The organism is Bacillus sp. MBGLi79, from assembly GCF_002953915.1.
In genome coordinates this window covers 4,752,373-4,769,784 of the sequence record NZ_CP026521.1, presented here as the reverse complement: position 1 = coordinate 4,769,784, position 17,412 = coordinate 4,752,373, and the positions used below count along the sequence as shown (strand labels likewise).

The following is a 17,412-nucleotide window of genomic DNA, read 5'->3' as shown; positions in this document are numbered from 1 at the left end:
GCAAAAGAACCAACGGTACTTTCTCGTCGTAAATTGTTATGTATTGCCGGAATGGGGTGGACTTTCGATGCAATGGAAGAGGGGAAAGCGGCTTTTTTATATTATCTTGAAAACAACTGCATTGGCCGGATTAAGATCCGTTCTAACTGGAATGGGTATGCACTAATAGAGGACATTGCCGTGGCAAAAGACTATAGAAAAAAAGGTGTTGGAACAGCATTATTACATAAAGCGATTGAGTGGGCAAAGGAGAATCATTTTTGTGGTCTTATGCTTGAAACCCAAGATATTAATGTTTCAGCTTGTCATTTTTATGCCAAACATCACTTTATAATAGGTGCGGTTGATACGATGCTTTATTCCAACTTTCCAACAGCAAATGAAATTGCGATTTTTTGGTACTATAAATTTTAATTGATTATAAAAATCTCAACAGTACCAGAGATAAAGAATTGACGAACGAAACGGGGCTTGTTTTGCGTTTCGTTTTTTGGATCGAGAAGAGGTTTCTTAATAACCTCTTCTATTCTTTGATAAGAAATGTCTTTCCACAATAGGCATAAAAACGTGAAGGAGCATTCCTCCTAAGCAGACGGTTAATAGGGTTCCGATGCCGATAGGGCCTTTAAAGATGATGGCTAATACTAAGAAAAGAGCGTATACCAATGTTCTTGAAAACAAGATTGTTCTTTTGGAGAGATCTCGGATAATAAGTGTTAAATGATCGATCGGTGTTGATGCGAATTTTGTCTGAAGATAGATGGCTGTTCCAAGACCGATGAGCACCAAACCAATTCCGAAACAAATCAGTTTGCTTAACAACGCGTTTAGATAGATGGTGTTTTTTACAACAAACAACCATAGGTCAATGCCTATTCCAGTAATGAATGCTGTAATCAAGCCCAGCAAAATAGGTTTTTTTCTCGTTAATATAGCGTTGCAGATTAAGAGGATCACAGAAATAAGGACCTCCCAGCTTCCTACGGTAAGACCGATTTCTTTTGACAGACCAACCAAAAGGGCATCGAAGGGTGATGTGCCCAGTCCTGATTGTATGGTTAAGGAAATGCCCAAACTTAATATGAGTATGCCTATTCCGTAATACATATATTTCATGTTATATTCCGCGATATTTCTTTTGTCATCAAGACGTGAGGGATGCCGTCCTCCATAAATTCCTGTGAAGAAGTCTGATAGCCCAGTTTTTGATAAAAGCCTGCCGCTTGTGTTTGACCATGCAGCTTATATGAAGTCAGTCCTTTTTCTTTCATGATTTCCTCTAACCCGCTTACGATGATCTTCCCCAATCCGTACTTACGGTAAGGTTTTAGGGTGCAGATTCTTTCCAGCTTTGCTGTATGGCCAACGATGCGTGCGCGTCCGGTGCCGACAGGCTGATTCTCATGATATACCAAGATATGCTGGCATTGTTCCTGAAGCGTATCAAATTCATCGAACTCATCGGCTTCAGAAACATGTTGCTCCTCAATGAAAACGCCTCTTCTAATCTTTAAAGCTTCATGTAAATCCGCTTCAGTTGTTATTCTTTTTATACTCATCTAAATCAATCCTTTTCTGATATTAGTCTGGACTGTCCAGCATGCATGTGGTCTTATAATAGTAAGGTTAAAACAGTTTTGTTGTAATTACAACAAAAATACGTGAGGGGTTTTAGAATGAATGATATTTTGCGTGAAATCGGCATGATAGCAAGAGCGTTGGATTCCATAAGCAATATCGAATTTAAAGATTTGGACTTAACAAGAGGGCAGTATCTCTATCTCGTACGCATATACGAAAATCCGGGAATGATTCAAGAAAAATTGGCAGAAATGATAAAAGTGGACCGGACAACGGCTGCGCGGGCCATTAAGAAGCTGGAAATGCAGGGGTTTATTCAAAAACTGCCAGATGAGCAAAATAAAAAAATAAAAAAATTGTTTCCGACTGAGAAAGGGAAAAAGGTGTATCCCTTGTTAAGAAGAGAAGGAGAACATTCTACGGAAGTCGCTTTGTCCGGTTTTACACATGAGGAAAAGGAAACCATTTCTGCACTCCTTCAGAGAGTAAGGAAAAATGTAGAACGTGATTGGGAGTATGTGAAGAAGGGGAACAAAAGGGATTATTAATGTGCAAAATGTACCTTATCGACGGAAGCAAATATGAGTCCGGAAAGGGCCAATTTCCTGTTTCGATCATTTCACAATGCAAGTTACAAAAATGTGCGTAGTTACATATTGAATTGATTTGTATTACAGTAATGATAGCAAGAAATTTCCAAAGGGAGTGGTTTTGATGAACTTGAGACAACTATCAGAACATGTCTTTCAATGTGAATTTGAGCTTGATGTTCCCCTTCGTGTCCCGGTTCATACTTGGTTTATTAAAGATGGCGATGATGTTTATATTGTTGATACGGGGATAGAACGTTTTGCTGATGCTCAAATTAGGGCAGCGTTAGCGATCGGCAATCCAAAAGCCATTTTGCTTACCCATGGCCACAGTGATCATATCGGAGGTGCATCAAAATGGTTAGAGAGATTTGATCTTCCGATTTATGCCCACCAGAAAGAACTTATATATATCAATGGAGAAGCGCCTTATCCAAACAAAAATGAAGCAGAGAACACAGGGGTAGCCCATATTGTTCAGCCGCTGACAGAGCAAACGCTTGCTCACCTGCCTCTGCAATATGATTTAACACCCGGACATTCCCCGGGGCATGTCGTGTATTATCATAAAATCGATCGTACGCTATTAACGGGTGATCTTTTTATCACAAGTAAGGAGGATTTACACCCACCTATAAGAAGATTCAGTGTTGATATAAATGAGAACATCGATAGCGGCTCAATCATAGATCAAATCAAACCAACGCTCATTTGCTCTTCACATGGCGAAGAAATTCTTTATAACGATGAATTGTATAAAAACTATGTGGTAAGGTATAGGGATTAATGCAGTAGCGATAGAACTGGAAGCAGGTGACACTGTCCTCGTTCTTTCTCAGACACTGCTTGATTCGGATAAAAAGGACTCCGAGTATGCGATGGGAAGAAGGGCAACCTATGTCTTTAAGAAGAATGCGAAAGACGAGTGGCTTTGTGTAATCGATAATTCATATGGTACTGATTTAATTGGTGTGTAAGATATGTCTTTGATGTGCCATTCCTGCATATAATGATTCATTCAGCTGATTAGGGAAGGTGACACAATTGAATTTGTATGACATCAGAATGGCTCCTTATTGGTTTTATGAAAGCAGAGGACTTGTTCAACATCCATACGTATTTCGGCAGCCTGTCTCCTCACGTGCAATTATTGCATCTACCCGCGGCGATGTAACGGGAGACGGCGTTATTGACGAGGTCTTTCTAACTGGAAATCAAATGCCCGGCAGCCCGTTATGGAGAAATATCACATTGGTGATCCGTGATGGCAGAACCCATCAGGAGCAGCAGATTCAGCTTCAAAACAATATGGGATACAATCCGTCACTTTTTCTGGGGGATATGACAGGCGACAAGATTGAGGATGTGGCAGTGGTAATGGACACAGGGGGAAGCGGCGGTGCTATTTATGCATATGTGTTTGCCTATCTAAACAGGCAGTTCCGGCGAATTTTCAATTCAGATGTATTGAATGATGAATTAACGTACAGTGTGACGTATCAAAATCAATATAAAGCGAGCGTCATCAGTCATCAGCAAAACGAAAAGTATATCCTCGACCTTACTTACAAGGGCAGGGAATATCTGAATGAGATTTATAACAGCCAAGGTGTGTTAAAAATGCCGATAGAAGGATGGGTGAATCCTTTATCGGGCTTGTATCCGGTTGATTTTGACAGAGACGGCGTATACGAATTATTGGCGTACCAGCGGATAGCGGGAAGGTATAACGCCGACTCATTGGGATATGTTCAAACCGTATTGAAATGGAACGGACGGCGTTTTGCCGTTGACCGGCAGAATGTTTCGATTGTTGGCAGTGCTGTCTCGTAATCCTGATGGCTGCCACCCTAAAAAGGGTGACAAAACACTACAGGTGTTCTGCAACGACAACTAAATAATAAGATAAACCGGTTTGCTGCTCTTCTAACATTCCTCTATGGAAATCATCTTGCATAAAAAAACGTGTTTGTTTTACGTAATCTTCTTTACTTGTCGGATGCCCGTTCTGATTTAGGAACTTAAGATGATTCATGACATGCTCTTGCACGGAAGGGTCATGATACGTTACACCGTTTCTTAAAAAATCAGCCATCCTATCAAGAAAATGTTTAGCCTCTATTGCCATTTTGTTCATTTCATCGACATTGATTGTATGTGTATCCAATTCAAAATCGTAACGCTCTTTTAAATGCCCATTTTGTTCTGCTAAAGATTGTTTCCATTCTTCAGCGCTTTCAAATCCTTTAAACATTACCTTATGATCCATGTTTTCGCCTTTTCTCGTGTATTCTAAAGATGTATTGACTGTTTGAATGAGACGCTGATACTTTTCAATTTTCTTTTCAAACAGCTTTTTTTGTTTTTCTAATGTACTTGTTCTTTTAGTATCCTCATTTAGTAATGTTTTGATTTCTGATAAAGGAATATCTAATTCTTTGTAAAAAAGGATTTCCTGCAGTCTTTTTAGTTCGGCAGCACCATAGTACCGATATCCGGCTTCGCTTATTTCCTTTGGGGCCAGCAAACCGATTTTGTGGTAATGATAAAGCGTTTTGATTGTGACATTCGCAATATTGGATAGTTCTTTTACTGTTAATTTCACCATCCGACTCCTCCTTTCTTCTTTCACTATGAGGCCTTACCTTTGGTTGGAGTCAAGGATAAAATGGTGGTGTTTTCGTCCGAAGACAGCCTAGTGAATGTGGGAGAAAGAAGATCAAACCAGACGGATTCAAAGAAAAGAGTGCTTTCTGCAAGCACTCTTTATTCCAGTTTAATTCGTTTTACATCCCCTAATACAAACACATAAAAAACCAAGCCTAGCAACAGTACAAAACCGGCTACCAGAAAGCTAAGCGTAAAGGAGCCTGTCACATCAAACAAATACCCTGTCAGTGATGCAGCAATAATGCCTCCGAACAGGTTGTTTGCGAGGTTTACCATCGAGCTCAGCATGGATACGGAACCGATCGGCGCGAGCTCAGCGGAGATGGACCAGCCAACCGGAGCGGTAGCAGAAATTCCAGCGAGCCCGATGGAAATACAAATAATCGCTACGGTAATATTGTTCGTCAGAATGGAGCCTAAAAAGAAAAAGCCGAAGCTCATCCCGACTATGATTACGGTTCGGTACACCTTGGTGTTAGGATAGCCTTTCTTAATAAAATAATCGACGAGCCAGCCGCCGACGGCGATTCCGGAAATGGTTGAAATCAGCCACGGCACAGCTGTAAATAAACCGGACGACATGAGATCCATCCCGTATGTATGTTTAAAGAAAGTCGGAAGCCAGGTGAGCAGCAGATTGAATGTATACCCGTACCCTGTAAATCCGATCATTAAGCCCCATACTTTGCGGTTGGTGAAAAGCTTTTTTAAAAGCGGACCCGTTTTGTAAGGGATTTGCTCTGTATTAATGGTGTTGTGTTTTTGAATATAGTTGAGTTCACTTTTAGAAATGCGTTTGTGCCGTTCAGGCTGTTCATAATACTGCCAGAAAAAGATCGTAAACAGCACATTGATGCATCCAATCGTCAAAAAGGCGACACGCCAGTCAAACGTTGTGACAAGAAAGGCGACCAATGGCGCTCCGATGACGTTTGAAAACTTGGCGGCTGAATCGAACAGTGAATTTGCCAATCCCCGCTCACTTGGAGGAAACCATAGAGCGGTTGCCTTAGAGGCAGCAGGGAATGCAGAGGCGCTCGTCAGCCCAATGAGAAACCGGAACAGATACAGCAGCAATTTTCCCTGTAAAAAAGCAAGAAGGATCGTTAAAATGCTCCATATTGTCATTCCAACCCTTGTGACCCATGCCACCCCAAATCGGTCCAGCAAACTTCCGACAGGCAGCTGCATCAGTGTATAGGAATAGGTGTAAATGGAAAATACGATGCCGAGTTCAGTTGCAGTAAGGTGAAACGAATCTTGTATCGCAGGTGCCGCTACAGAGATGGCCACTCGGTCAAAATAATTAAGAATAATAATGCCGCTAAGTAACGAAGATATGTACCATCTGGTATGCCCAGGCCGTTTCACGCGCTCTTGACTCATGATGAAAACCTCCTCTTTCATAGCATGATCTCCTGGTGGAAAAACCATTCAAATTTTAAATACCACAGCGCGCTTTTATGTAAACGGAAGGAATTTGACTGGAACAGATGGGTGCTTTAGAATGAAAGTAATAAAAATGAACACTCCAAAGGGGAGTAGCTTTCACAGTAAAGTCGTCATTACGGGACAAGATGTCCTCGGCTTTGCTGGCAATCTAATTGTTAGCGAGACCTTTGCCAAATCTGATTTGGTGAAGGTCTTTTTGTTTCGGAACTTCACCAAATTGGTGGAGTTTTTTTCATTTTTATCAAAACGGGAGAGGAGCGTCAGGATGTCTACGTTGAAAAAGTGGCTGAAGCGTGAACTGGTGAGGAAAGGGCTGCCGTTAGCGAAAGAGAAATTGATTCCGATCTTAAAAGAAAAAATGAAGAAGAAACGATGAGGAGGCTGACAATGAAGATTATTTTGACAGTACTTGCCGGAGTGGGTCTTTTGAGTGCAGGCGGCTGCGGCATGCTTGATCAGGTGAACGACGGATTGAACTATACGGGTGAGGCAGCGGGGTATGTGGAGAAGGTGAAGACATTTGCAGAGGAAGCGCCTGAATTGGCTGAGAAAGCTGTAAATGACACCGAGGCGAAAGAAAACCTTGAAGCGCAGCTTGAGTCGATTCAGAAGGCTGCCGCTGATTTTAATGAATTAACACCGCCTGATGCTGCAACGGAGATTCATCAAACCATTCAGGAGCATAACGAAACCTTGCAGAAAAGCGCTGAAGAGGTGTTGAAACAAGTGGAGGAAGGCAATGTATCGCTTGAAGATTTGGAGCAGTCAGATCTGGTCCAAAACGCAAAGCAAATCACTGATGTGATGGGACAGATTGAAAAGCTGGGTGAATAAGAAAAAGCATCCCGACACGGGATGCTTTTTGATTATTCAGCCATTGCGTCAGTTAAGACAGGAACGACTTGTTTTTTACGGGACACAACGCCTTTTAAGAGAGCTGTGTTGTTTTCTAATGTCACGTTGAACGCTTTTTCCACTTTCGCTGCTTCGTTACCGATTGCAAGAGCAAGTGAATCATTTTCTAAGATATCTGTGATAACAAGAAGGAACAGATCAAGATTCTTCTCAGCCACAACGTTTGAGATCACAGCTTCTAATTCAGCTTGGCGTTTTTTCACATCTTCAATGTCCACTGTGTTTACTTGTGCGATTTCGACTTTCTTGCTGCCGAGTGTAAATTCTTTCGCATCAAGAGAAATGAGCTCTTCCACTGTTTTCTTGCTTAGATCAGCGCCTGCTTTCAGCATGTTCAAGCCGTATTCTTCAGTATCTACGCCAGCGATCTCTGCAAGCTCTTTTGCTGCTGCTACGTCTTGGTCCGTGCAAGTTGGGGATTTGAATAACAGTGAGTCAGAAATGATCGCAGACAGCATCAGGCCGGCAATTTCTTTCTCGATTTTCACGTTATTTTCTTTGTACATTTTGTTTAAGATCGTAGCTGTACAGCCTACAGGCTCAGCACGATAGTAAAGCGGCTCAGCTGTTTCAAAGTTAGCGATGCGGTGATGGTCGATAACCTCTAAAACCTGAACATCTTCAATGTCTTTGATGCTTTGCTGGCGTTCGTTATGGTCAACCAGGATAACGCCGTTTACTTCGTTTGCAGCTGTTTCAACAAGGCGCGGGCTTTCTTGTTTGAAATAGTCAAGCGCGTATTGTGTTTCGCCGTTGACTTGTCCAAGACGGACAGGCTCAGCATTGAAGCCGAGTTTGTTTTTCAAATCAGCATAAGCAATCGCAGAACAAATCGTATCTGTGTCTGGGTTTTGGTGTCCGAAAATAAGTATCTTTTCCATGATAGCTCCTATCCTTTTTTAAGTAGTGTCATCTTTATATAGTTTAACACGTCTTGCTGCAGGTGTAATCATGCAAACCCTTAAAAATTGATGTGAATAAGAAGCATTTTCTTTGAGCTGAGGAGAAAAGCTGTGTAAAATACTGGGTAGCTTAGTTGCAAAATGTAATGTAGTATCAAAAAAGGTACTATTGGAGGGTTATAAATGAGTGAAAAAAAGAATATATACCCGAACAAAGAAGGCTGTCCAGTTGAATTTACGCTAGATGTCATTGGCGGAAAGTGGAAAGGAATTCTTTTTTATCACATGATAGAGGGCAAGAAACGGTTTAATGAGTTTCGGCGAATCTGCCCGAATATTACTCAAAGAATGCTTACTCTTCAGCTGCGGGAGCTGGAAGCGGACGGTATCGTGCATCGTGAGGTTTATCAACAGGTGCCGCCGAAGGTTGAGTATTCTCTGACAGAATTCGGGCGAACACTTGAACCGATTGTTTTGCAAATGAAAGAATGGGGAGAATCCAACAGAGATGTGCTGGAATCTTATCGTACGAACGGCTTGCTGAAGGATCAGCAAAAATAGCAGCAAAGGGAGCTCCTTTGCTGCTTGTTTTATTTCATTGAAAGGGCTCTGTTGGCGTTTCTGACGTCATTTTTCAACAGTTCAGAAAGGTTGTAAGACGGATAGTATCCATGCTGATACATGTATCGATAAACTTGGCCGTGCAGCTGGATGGCAGCATTCAGCTGTTTGACCAGTACGTTTCTTAATTGAGGTGTTGCTGTTTCTGTAATGGCGATGGCATAGCTGCGGACAGATGTTTTGGCAAAACCGAGCAGGTCACCGCTGTAAAATGGGTTATCTGCGCGTTCTTCTTCCTCATCCTCTCTGTGCGGAGCCTGTGGAAAGAACGGAAGAAGCTCTCTCAAATTTTGCTCAACGGCCTGAATAGACACGTTGTAAAGCTGTTTGAGCTGAGGGTCTTTTACTTCTCTTACCATTTTCTTCAGTTTAATGAGTCCGTTTGATTGAAAAGCAACCAGCTCGTGCATTTCTAGTGTTTCATGCCAAGCCAATGTTCTGCGTTCATCCATGTGAAAATTCTCCTTTATCAATCAGATTCCATATCAGCATATGCCCAACGCTCAATGTTGTTCATGATGTTTTGAAGTTTTTAAAAAGGGAAATTCACCTTATATAGGCTACGGGTTGAGAACATGCACAAAGAGGTGAAATACAATGTGGGACATGATAAAGAACTTTTTCTTGTTTAGCAGCGGCGTTCTGCAAGCAACAACCCTTTTACTGGTGATCTTAATTTTTATGTATGTCAGAAAAACGAAAAAGAAAAACAAAGAATCTTCTGGCTTTATGGATGATAAACATTAATGGTGATGGGCATTCTTTTCCAAGAATGTCTTTTCCTTTTTTTATGTTTCACATGAAACATTAGCGTCATTTTACTTGCGATTTGGACTTATGTTAAAATATAAAAGTAAAATTTAGAGATGATATAAAAACATTCGGTGCAAAGCGTTTGCAGCGATGAAAAAAGAGCAGTCGTTTATGCTGCTCTTTTCTATTCGTATGTTCAAGATGATACGAGGTGACTAAGTGAAACAAACGAGAGCATTAATGGAAGGTGCTATTTTAATCAGTCTGTTTGCGATCATCACGCTTTTGGTCGTTTATGTTCCTGTGATTGGAACAATTCTGTTATTTGCACTGCCGCTGCCAATGATCCTGTATACGATCAGACATGGATTGAAGTTAGGGATATGGATGGGCGCTGTCAGTCTTCCGGTTGTTTTTATTGTTGGGTCCTTTAACGGACTTATTGTAGCTTTTATGTCAGCTTGCGCCGGCATTGCCATGGGACATTTTTTCAAAAGGAAAGAGCCCGGGAACGCCATTATTTCGGGCGCGCTTATTTATATGCTTAGTATTGTCTTCTATTTTGTGATAAGCATTCAGTTTTTGGGTATCAATATCATTGATGAGGCGATGACACAATACCGGCAATCTCTTGATATTGTAGAAACTGTAGTGAAGCAGTCGGGCAATGCTGAACAGTTTGAGAAGCAATTAAAACTGATGGAAGAACAATTGGGTATCGTTCAATATCTTTTTCCAACAGCTATTGTGATGGTAGGAGCTATTTTTTCTTTCCTCAGTTACCTTATCGCTAAGCCGCTCTTAAGGCGATTCTCCCCCGATATTCCTAATCTAAAGCCTTTTAGAGAGTTGAAGTTTCCGCAAAGTGTTGTAGTGCTGTATTTGATCATTGTCATGCTTTCATTTTTGCCTTTAGAAAAAGGCCAAATGCTGTACTCTATCGCTTTAAATGGGGAGTTTATACTCGGGTTTCTGATTTTTATCCAAGGTTTATCATTTATCTTTTTCTATTGCCATAAGAAACAATATCCGAAGGCTGCGGCTGTGATTGCTGTCGTACTCGGGTTTGTGCATCCGGTATTCATGGCAGTCATTCGCATTTTAGGCGTCTTAGATATGGGCTTTCATATAAGGAATAAGGTGAAGTGAACATGAGTTTTACTCACATGGTGGGGAGTGATAGAAATGCCAAGCTTTTATGAAAAACCGCTGTTTCGGTATCCCATCTATGCATTGATTGCTCTGTCAATCATTACAATCCTCATCAGCTTTTATTTTAACTGGATATTAGGAGCCGTCGAAGTGCTGCTGCTGGCAGTTATTTTGTTTTTTATTAAACGTGCTGATTCTCTTATTCGAAAAGAGATAGATGCTTATATTTCAACGTTATCCTACAGGTTGAAAAAAGTCGGTGAAGAGGCATTGATGGAAATGCCGATCGGAATCATGCTTTTTAATGACCAATATTATATAGAATGGGCAAATCCGTTTCTTTCCTCTTGCTTTAATGAAAGCACTTTAGTGGGGAGATCACTTTACGATACTTGTGAATCGGTAGTGCCGCTGATCAAACAAGAGGTGGAATCGGAAACGGTTTCATTGAATGACCGCAAGTTTAGGGTTGTCATCAAACGGGATGAGCGTCTCTTATACTTCTTTGATGTTACAGAACAAATCCAGATTGAAAAGCTATATGAAAACGAAAGAACCGTGCTGGCCTATATTTTCCTTGATAACTATGATGATGTGACACAAGGATTGGATGACCAGACGAGAAGCACGATGAACAGCCAGGTGACATCTCTGCTGAACGCTTGGGCGCAGGAGTACGGGATCTTCTTGAAACGGACGTCTTCAGAACGCTTTATCGCTGTGCTTAATGAACACATCTTAACTGAACTCGAAAATTCGAAGTTTTCGATTCTTGATGAAGTGCGGGAAAAAACCTCATTTGACGGTGTAGCGCTGACGTTAAGCGTCGGTGTCGGCGCTTCAGTCTCTTCCTTGAAAGAACTTGGCGATTTGGCGCAATCCAGCTTGGACTTAGCACTGGGACGCGGCGGAGACCAGGTAGCCATTAAGCTGCCAAACGGCAAGGTGAAGTTTTACGGAGGTAAAACAAACCCAATGGAGAAACGAACAAGGGTGCGGGCCCGCGTCATTTCTCATGCCTTAAAGGAAATCGTCTCTGAAAGCAGCAATGTGATTATCATGGGGCATAAATTCCCCGACATGGATTCTATCGGCGCAGCGATCGGGATTTTAAAGGTGGCACAGGCAAATAACAAAGATGGCTTTATTGTGATTGACCCAAATCAAATCGGATCAAGTGTGCAGCGTTTGATTGAGGAAATCAAAAAATATGAAGAGCTGTGGTCAAGATTTATTACGCCTGAAGAAGCGATGGAAATTTCTAATGATGACACGCTCCTTGTGATCGTTGATACACATAAGCCGTCACTTGTTATGGAGGAACGGCTGGTCAATAAAATTGAACATATCGTGGTCATCGACCATCACCGCAGGGGTGAGGAGTTTATCAGAGACCCGCTGCTCGTTTATATGGAACCATACGCTTCTTCCACAGCGGAATTGGTGACAGAGCTGCTTGAATATCAGCCGAAGCGCTTAAAAATCAATATGATTGAAGCAACAGCCCTATTAGCTGGTATAATAGTGGATACAAAGAGCTTTTCTCTCCGCACGGGCTCGCGGACTTTTGATGCGGCTTCTTATTTAAGGGCAAAAGGCGCCGATACGGTGCTGGTGCAGAAGTTCCTGAAAGAAACCGTTGATTCGTATATTAAACGGGCGAAGCTGATCCAGCATACGGTCCTCTATAAAGATAACATTGCGATTGCTTCTCTTCCTGAAAATGAAGAGGAATACTTCGATCAAGTCCTGATTGCGCAGGCTGCCGATTCGCTGCTGTCGATGAGTGAGGTTGAGGCTTCATTTGCGGTGGCGAGACGGGATGAACAAACGGTTTGTATCAGTGCGCGGTCACTTGGCGAGGTAAATGTGCAGATCATCATGGAGGCGCTAGAAGGCGGAGGGCATTTAACAAATGCGGCGACGCAGTTGTCCGGCATTTCAGTTTCTGAAGCGCTGGAACGGCTGAAGCACGCCATAGATGAGTATTTTGAGGGAGGCGTACAGAGATGAAGGTTATTTTCTTACAAGATGTAAAAGGAAAAGGAAAAAAAGGTGAAGTCAAAAACGTAGCAGACGGTTATGCGCATAACTTTCTCATTAAAAAAGGCCTCGCGGTTGAAGCGAACGCGTCAAACATCAGCGCGCTAAACGGACAAAAGCAGAAAGAGAAAAAAGAAGCCATTGCCGAGCTTGAGCAGGCTAAGAGCTTGAAAGAGACATTAGAAAAACTGACTGTTGAACTTAGCGCAAAATCAGGTGAAGGCGGCCGTTTATTTGGTTCAGTGACAAGCAAGCAAATCACTGAACAGCTGCAAAAAGACCATAACATTAAAGTAGATAAGCGGAAGCTTGAACTGCCGGACGGCATTCGTGCATTAGGATACACAAACGTGCCTGTGAAGCTGCATCCTGAGGTGCAGGCAGTGTTAAAGGTACATGTAAAAGAAGAAGCTTAATAGAAAAAGAGGCTTGGATTGATCCAAGCCTCTTTTTTATTCCACGAGATAAAGAGTTTGCTGGCTTTCTCCGCCAGGTCCTCCTCCCATGCCTTGCAGGCCGCTGTTTATGCTGCTGGAGGAACTGCTGTACTCTTCAGACGATATTTCTTTTCCGTTTTTCTTAATCCAGGAAACAAGTTCGCTGTTGCCTGAGTTGTTTTCTGAGAGAAGAAAGTATTTCACTTTGCCTTCTTTGATTAGTTTTTTCAGTTCGGACACAGTCAGAATGGGATCCGTGCCGTTAAACCCACCCATTGCCATAACAGACTCATTTTCGTTAATGATGTATGGCGCAGCTGTTACGGTTGTCAAAGTGGCAAATAAATATTCTTCGCCAGTATTGTGCTTTTTCAGATAGGACAGGAGCCCGCTGTCGACCTCTGAAGAGAACATGTTCCCGCCGTTTGCCGAGCTTTTGAGCTGCGGGCCGGATTCAGGAAGGACGCTGTTGCCTCCGTATAGAAGCGGCGTTGCTGACCAATAGACTGGTGTGAGCAGCAGAATGCACAAGCTGAGGATGGTCAGTTGCTTACTGAACGGATGATTGCGTTTAAGCATCAAAAGTGCAAGGGTGATCCCGAGTCCTAAGAGTCCCAGTACGTACATCCATACACTGCCGATTTGGCTTGTATAAGCACTCAGGATATACACCTGGAACGCGGATGTGATCAGAACGGCTGCTGGCAGAAGATAGCTGGACCAGTCTTTATTGTTTTTGTATAAGCGGTACATCGAATGCCAGCCGATTCCAGAAAGCGCGGCAATCGGCGGTGCCAGCATAATCAAGTAATACTGGTGGAAGAATCCCGCGATGCTGAAGAAACCAGCCACAGGAACGAGCCATGCCGTCCAGAATAGCGTTTCTTTCATTTCAGCAGCCTGTCCGCGGCGATCACGATACCAGCTGACGATTCCGCCTAGCAATCCGATCAATGCGAATGGAAGCATCCAGCTGATTTGGCCGGAAAGTGCCGATTGGAAGAGACGGAGCGGTCCAGCATCACCGGTGCCGAACATATTCATGCTTTTTCCGCCGCCACCGCCAGGCCCGCCACTTCCAGGTCCGTTGCCACCTGTGGGAGATGTGCCTCCGCCTCCATTGGAAGCGCCGGTTTGTCCGTTAGGCGGCTGAGGCGCCTGTGAATGGGTTCCGAATGATTGATTTCCGTTCTGAGAAAAAGATGAACCATTGCCATTTGGCGCTTGTATGTTGTCTTGATTCTGCATGTTCCCTCCGCCAGCAGCATTCATATCACCCTTTGCCAGGCCCGTAGTTTGCCCAAGCAGACGCTCGGTGCCGTTGTAGCCAAAGGCCAGTTCTAACACAGAGTTGGTCTGGCTGCTTCCGACATAAGGCCGGCTGGAGGGTGAGGTCGAATCCACTGCAACCGCCCATGAGAGGGAGAGGCCTGTGAGAAGGACAAGAGACAGAATCAGAGATCCGATTTTTTTCTTCAGAGCAACCCGGGAAGCAATCAGGTAGAATATCACAAATGCAGGCAAGACCATAAATGCTTGCATCATCTTCATATTAAAGGCGAGCCCAATTAGGGCAAATGCCGTCAGCAGCCAAACCAGCTTGCCTTGTTTTACTGCCTTAAGCAGGCAAGCTGAACCGAGCAATAAGGTAAAGACAAGCATGCTGTCAATATTGTTTGTCCGGCTGACAGCTGCTGCGATAGGGGTCAGTGCCATGACAAGTGCGGCAATGCGGGCCGCTCCAACTCCAAAGGTCGGTTTGATCATTCTGTAGAGCAGGAACACGGATCCAACTCCGGCGAGAGCCTGAGGAAGGATCACACTCCACGTGTGAACGCCGAAAATCAGTGCGAAAATCGTTTGAACCCATAACACAACAGGCGGCTTATCCACTGTGACAAATCCGGAAGGGTCAAATGACGCATAGAAGAAATTGTGGAAGCTTTGCGTCATGCTTTTCACAGCAGCCAAATAGTACTGGTTTGCTGTGTCATCCTGCCAAATGTTATACATATTCAGAAAAGCCGCTGTAAGCAAAATAAGAATAAGAGCTGCGTCGAATCGTTTGGTTTTCATCGTTTTTCACCTCTTTATAGTGTCTCATTGTAAAAAACAAATATGAAAAACCTATGAATAAATCATAAATATTCAAAGAAAAAAGCGGAGATATCTTCCCCGCTTTTATGCTGAATTTCTTTGTTTTGCTGACTGAAAAATGTATCGATCTCGTCCGGCTCCCTGTCCGGCTGCCCCCATTACGATCAGGGCAGCAATGAGAAGCACAATCGGCATCGTCCATGAATGCGTCTGGTCAAAGAGATAGCCGACAAAGATTGGCCCGACTGCTGCCAGCAGGTAGCCGAATGACTGAGACATGCCTGACAGCGCAGCGGCCTGCTGGGCATTTTCACTGCGGAGACCAATCAAAGTGAGCGCCAGACTAATGCTGGAGCCTTGCCCGATACCGATAATGATCATCCAGATGGCAAGCAATGTATGGCTGCCGCCCGCTAATAATCCGCAGAGGCCGATTAGATAAACTGAGGCCAGCGCCGCAACGATACCGCGCTGCTGTTTCACACGATCAGCTAAAACCGGTGTCAGAAAAGTGGAAGGCAGACTCGCAAATTGCATGAGTGATACCATCCACCCGGCTGTTGCCGTATCAATCCCGTGTGAACGGAGAATTTCAGGAAACCAAGCGATGCTGCTGTAAAATAAAAACGATTGCAGTCCCATAAAGATGGTGACATACCATGCCATTTTGGAAGCCCAAATGGAACTGTTTTGAAGCTTCACTGCCTTGTTTGCTGTATCTCGATGGCGCAGCTGGGGTATCCAGATCAGCAATGCAAGCAAAGCCAGCCCGCCCCATAAGAGAAAGGCTTGTTTCCATCCGCCATTCATCTGGGTCGCTAAAGGAACGCTGACACCTGATGCCAACGCAGCGAATATATTCATTGATGTCGTATACAGGCTGATCATGAGCCCTGGCTTTTCAGGGTATTTATGTTTGATTAAGCTTGGCAAAAGTACATTTCCAATCGCGATTCCGACTCCGATTAGTGCCGTTCCAAAAAACAAAGCGGCAGTATAGCCGATAGAACGAGTCAAAACACCGATCAACAGTACCACGAGACCTAGCCATAAGGTTCGCTCATTTCCGAGGCGCTGTCCAAGCTTAGGCGCAAGCGGAGAAAGAACTGCAAATGAAAGCAGCGGCAGTGCGGTCAAAAACCCGGCTGCCCCATTGGACATGTGCAGCTCTGCCCGGATAGAGCTGATGACCGGACCGACTGAAGTGATCGCGGGCCGTAAGTTAAAGGCGATAAAGATAATGCCGGCGATCAGCCAAAATGATTGGATTTTTTTATTTTGTGGATGTGGCAAAGCAGTTACTCCTTTTTTCTAACATATACATCATATTATCCCGAAGCAGGTAAGCAAGTATGTGAATGAAGGCTATGATTTGTCCTCTTTTTGCAATTCAGCCATTTTGGCCAGCAGAATATGCTGAGGCATATGCATGATCTGTTCAAGCGGCAGATTCAAGGACTCTGCAAGCTTTTGTGCAGTTTCAGCAGAAATTTGCAAAGGTCTCACAAAAGATCCCTCCTCTCTTCTGTCCATTGTACAAGAATCAAATGTGAAATGTAAGAAGATGTAACAAAGGAATAGAGCAATCGAAAAATGCCCGTTATAAATGAGGTAAGGAGGGCTCTTATGCACGCACCGTTGTCCTTATTAAAACAAATGCTGAAGGAACACCAAATAGACACTGAAAAAGCTGTCACATTCGAAGAATACTTAGCAGTGAGACTAAAGCTTCAGGAGCTGATGGGGAAATTTGCTTCGCTCGAGGAGTGGGATCTGTATCAAAAAGCGGCAGATTTGATGATGGACATAGGCATTCAATGGATGAAATAAACCGATAACCGCTAAAAAACCCTCGCTGCAGCGAAGGCTTTCATTCACTAAAATGAGAGTTCCTCTTCCACATTTTTAAACTGGTCATAAATCACAAGCTTTGCCGGACTGTTTTCCTTAGCCACCTGTTTGGCCTTTTCAATGGCGGCGTCTTTAGACGTATACAAAGCTGTCGGCGCCACATTCTCCACCTCAATAAACCAGCCATCCGCATCAACATTCGGTGTAATCGCGTATTTTTTAATCATTTTTCATTCCTCCCTTATGTTTTATTGCATTTTTCCCGCCTTGTTACTGTCCAAAACGATCCAATCTGCTAACTGAAAAAAATAGGAAACAGACAATTTTTCTATTTTTTTTCTGTAGAAA

22 protein-coding genes and 1 pseudogene are annotated in these 17,412 nt (G+C 43.3%); 13 read left to right on the top strand and 10 right to left on the bottom strand.

Annotated features, from left to right (window positions below; all coding sequences use genetic code 11):
- A partial coding sequence (locus tag C1T29_RS24345; protein WP_231516527.1) for a GNAT family N-acetyltransferase occupies window positions 1–414 on the top strand: 414 nt, incomplete at its 5' end.
- A gap of 96 nt (window positions 415–510) precedes the next feature.
- On the opposite strand, the gene C1T29_RS24340 is transcribed toward C1T29_RS24345, so the two are convergent.
- Together C1T29_RS24340 and C1T29_RS24335 are read right to left on the bottom strand one after the other, a co-directional pair.
- Window positions 511–1,116 (bottom strand): YczE/YyaS/YitT family protein, encoded by a 606-nt coding sequence (locus C1T29_RS24340; RefSeq protein WP_040081144.1) that lies wholly within the window; start codon window positions 1,114–1,116, stop codon window positions 511–513.
- A complete protein-coding gene (locus C1T29_RS24335; RefSeq protein ID WP_103749122.1) occupies window positions 1,113–1,559 on the bottom strand; it encodes a GNAT family N-acetyltransferase in 447 nt (148 codons plus the stop codon). Before C1T29_RS24335 ends, C1T29_RS24340 begins: the two co-directional genes overlap by 4 nt.
- 117 nt (window positions 1,560–1,676) lie before the next feature.
- On the opposite strand from C1T29_RS24335, the gene C1T29_RS24330 reads away from it, so the two are divergent.
- From C1T29_RS24330 to C1T29_RS24315, 4 genes and pseudogenes are all read left to right on the top strand, one after another.
- The gene (locus C1T29_RS24330; RefSeq protein ID WP_103749123.1) at window positions 1,677–2,129 is read left to right on the top strand and encodes a MarR family transcriptional regulator; all 453 of its coding nucleotides are present in this window, start codon (window positions 1,677–1,679) and stop codon (window positions 2,127–2,129) included.
- A gap of 166 nt (window positions 2,130–2,295) precedes the next feature.
- Entirely contained in the window at window positions 2,296–2,958 is a 663-nt protein-coding gene (locus C1T29_RS24325) for an MBL fold metallo-hydrolase (RefSeq protein WP_103749124.1), read from the top strand.
- 16 nt (window positions 2,959–2,974) lie between these two features.
- A pseudogene (locus C1T29_RS24320) lies at window positions 2,975–3,148 on the top strand (DUF4440 domain-containing protein); the annotation flags it as partial.
- A 67-nt stretch (window positions 3,149–3,215) separates the two neighbouring features.
- Window positions 3,216–4,004, top strand: coding sequence for a hypothetical protein (locus tag C1T29_RS24315; RefSeq protein ID WP_095430974.1), 789 nt, complete (start codon window positions 3,216–3,218; stop codon window positions 4,002–4,004).
- A gap of 37 nt (window positions 4,005–4,041) precedes the next feature.
- Here the strand turns inward: C1T29_RS24315 and C1T29_RS24310 are convergent, their stop codons facing one another.
- Window positions 4,042–4,779, bottom strand: coding sequence for a MerR family transcriptional regulator (locus C1T29_RS24310; protein WP_095430975.1), 738 nt, complete (start codon window positions 4,777–4,779; stop codon window positions 4,042–4,044).
- Window positions 4,780–4,937: 158 nt separating this feature from the next.
- Entirely contained in the window at window positions 4,938–6,248 is a 1,311-nt protein-coding gene (locus C1T29_RS24305) for an MFS transporter (RefSeq protein WP_103749125.1), read from the bottom strand.
- Window positions 6,249–6,348: 100 nt separating this feature from the next.
- Between C1T29_RS24305 and C1T29_RS25025 the strand changes: the two genes are divergently transcribed.
- Together C1T29_RS25025 and C1T29_RS24295 are read left to right on the top strand one after the other, a co-directional pair.
- Window positions 6,349–6,669, top strand: coding sequence for a hypothetical protein (locus C1T29_RS25025; RefSeq protein WP_069838301.1), 321 nt, complete (start codon window positions 6,349–6,351; stop codon window positions 6,667–6,669).
- Window positions 6,670–6,680: 11 nt separating this feature from the next.
- Entirely contained in the window at window positions 6,681–7,127 is a 447-nt protein-coding gene (locus C1T29_RS24295; protein ID WP_069838302.1) for a DUF6376 family protein, read from the top strand.
- Between the two features lie 32 nt (window positions 7,128–7,159).
- Here C1T29_RS24295 and C1T29_RS24290 read toward each other — a convergent pair whose 3' ends face one another.
- A complete protein-coding gene (locus C1T29_RS24290) occupies window positions 7,160–8,089 on the bottom strand; it encodes a manganese-dependent inorganic pyrophosphatase (RefSeq protein WP_103749126.1) in 930 nt (309 codons plus the stop codon).
- A gap of 204 nt (window positions 8,090–8,293) precedes the next feature.
- Between C1T29_RS24290 and hypR the strand changes: the two genes are divergently transcribed.
- Complete coding sequence (hypR, locus tag C1T29_RS24285) at window positions 8,294–8,671, top strand: transcriptional regulator HypR (RefSeq protein ID WP_014666105.1); 378 nt, start codon at window positions 8,294–8,296, stop codon at window positions 8,669–8,671.
- Window positions 8,672–8,700: 29 nt separating this feature from the next.
- Here the strand turns inward: hypR and cotF are convergent, their stop codons facing one another.
- Window positions 8,701–9,183 (bottom strand): spore coat protein CotF, encoded by a 483-nt coding sequence (cotF, locus tag C1T29_RS24280; RefSeq protein WP_014666104.1) that lies wholly within the window; start codon window positions 9,181–9,183, stop codon window positions 8,701–8,703.
- 145 nt (window positions 9,184–9,328) lie between these two features.
- On the opposite strand from cotF, the gene C1T29_RS24275 reads away from it, so the two are divergent.
- The 4 genes from C1T29_RS24275 (at window position 9,329) to rplI (ending at window position 13,095) form a co-directional block, all read left to right on the top strand.
- The gene (locus C1T29_RS24275; protein WP_003226909.1) at window positions 9,329–9,478 is read left to right on the top strand and encodes a hypothetical protein; all 150 of its coding nucleotides are present in this window, start codon (window positions 9,329–9,331) and stop codon (window positions 9,476–9,478) included.
- 225 nt (window positions 9,479–9,703) lie between these two features.
- A complete protein-coding gene (locus C1T29_RS24270) occupies window positions 9,704–10,633 on the top strand; it encodes a YybS family protein (protein WP_103749127.1) in 930 nt (309 codons plus the stop codon).
- A 36-nt stretch (window positions 10,634–10,669) separates the two neighbouring features.
- Window positions 10,670–12,649, top strand: coding sequence for a cyclic-di-AMP phosphodiesterase GdpP (gene gdpP / locus C1T29_RS24265; RefSeq protein ID WP_040081167.1), 1,980 nt, complete (start codon window positions 10,670–10,672; stop codon window positions 12,647–12,649).
- Window positions 12,646–13,095 carry a 50S ribosomal protein L9 gene (gene rplI / locus C1T29_RS24260; protein WP_003226915.1) on the top strand — a complete coding sequence of 150 codons (450 nt, stop codon included), beginning with the start codon at window positions 12,646–12,648 and terminating at the stop codon, window positions 13,093–13,095. Before gdpP ends, rplI begins: the two co-directional genes overlap by 4 nt.
- Before the next feature lie 36 nt (window positions 13,096–13,131).
- Here the strand turns inward: rplI and C1T29_RS24255 are convergent, their stop codons facing one another.
- The 3 genes from C1T29_RS24255 to C1T29_RS24245 all read right to left on the bottom strand — a co-directional run bounded on the left by C1T29_RS24255 (window position 13,132) and on the right by C1T29_RS24245 (window position 16,719).
- Window positions 13,132–15,192, bottom strand: coding sequence for an ArnT family glycosyltransferase (locus C1T29_RS24255; RefSeq protein WP_103749128.1), 2,061 nt, complete (start codon window positions 15,190–15,192; stop codon window positions 13,132–13,134).
- A gap of 105 nt (window positions 15,193–15,297) precedes the next feature.
- Window positions 15,298–16,506, bottom strand: coding sequence for a CynX/NimT family MFS transporter (locus C1T29_RS24250; protein WP_095430980.1), 1,209 nt, complete (start codon window positions 16,504–16,506; stop codon window positions 15,298–15,300).
- Window positions 16,507–16,578: 72 nt separating this feature from the next.
- On the bottom strand, window positions 16,579–16,719 hold the full coding sequence (locus C1T29_RS24245; protein WP_003242786.1) for a YycC family protein: 141 nt from the start codon (window positions 16,717–16,719) through the stop codon (window positions 16,579–16,581).
- A 120-nt stretch (window positions 16,720–16,839) separates the two neighbouring features.
- Here C1T29_RS24245 and C1T29_RS24240 point away from each other — a divergent pair, with 120 nt between their 5' ends.
- Entirely contained in the window at window positions 16,840–17,043 is a 204-nt protein-coding gene (locus C1T29_RS24240; RefSeq protein ID WP_014666096.1) for a hypothetical protein, read from the top strand.
- A gap of 47 nt (window positions 17,044–17,090) precedes the next feature.
- Here the strand turns inward: C1T29_RS24240 and C1T29_RS24235 are convergent, their stop codons facing one another.
- Entirely contained in the window at window positions 17,091–17,291 is a 201-nt protein-coding gene (locus C1T29_RS24235; protein WP_014666095.1) for a DUF2188 domain-containing protein, read from the bottom strand.
- Window positions 17,292–17,412 lie beyond the last annotated feature (121 nt).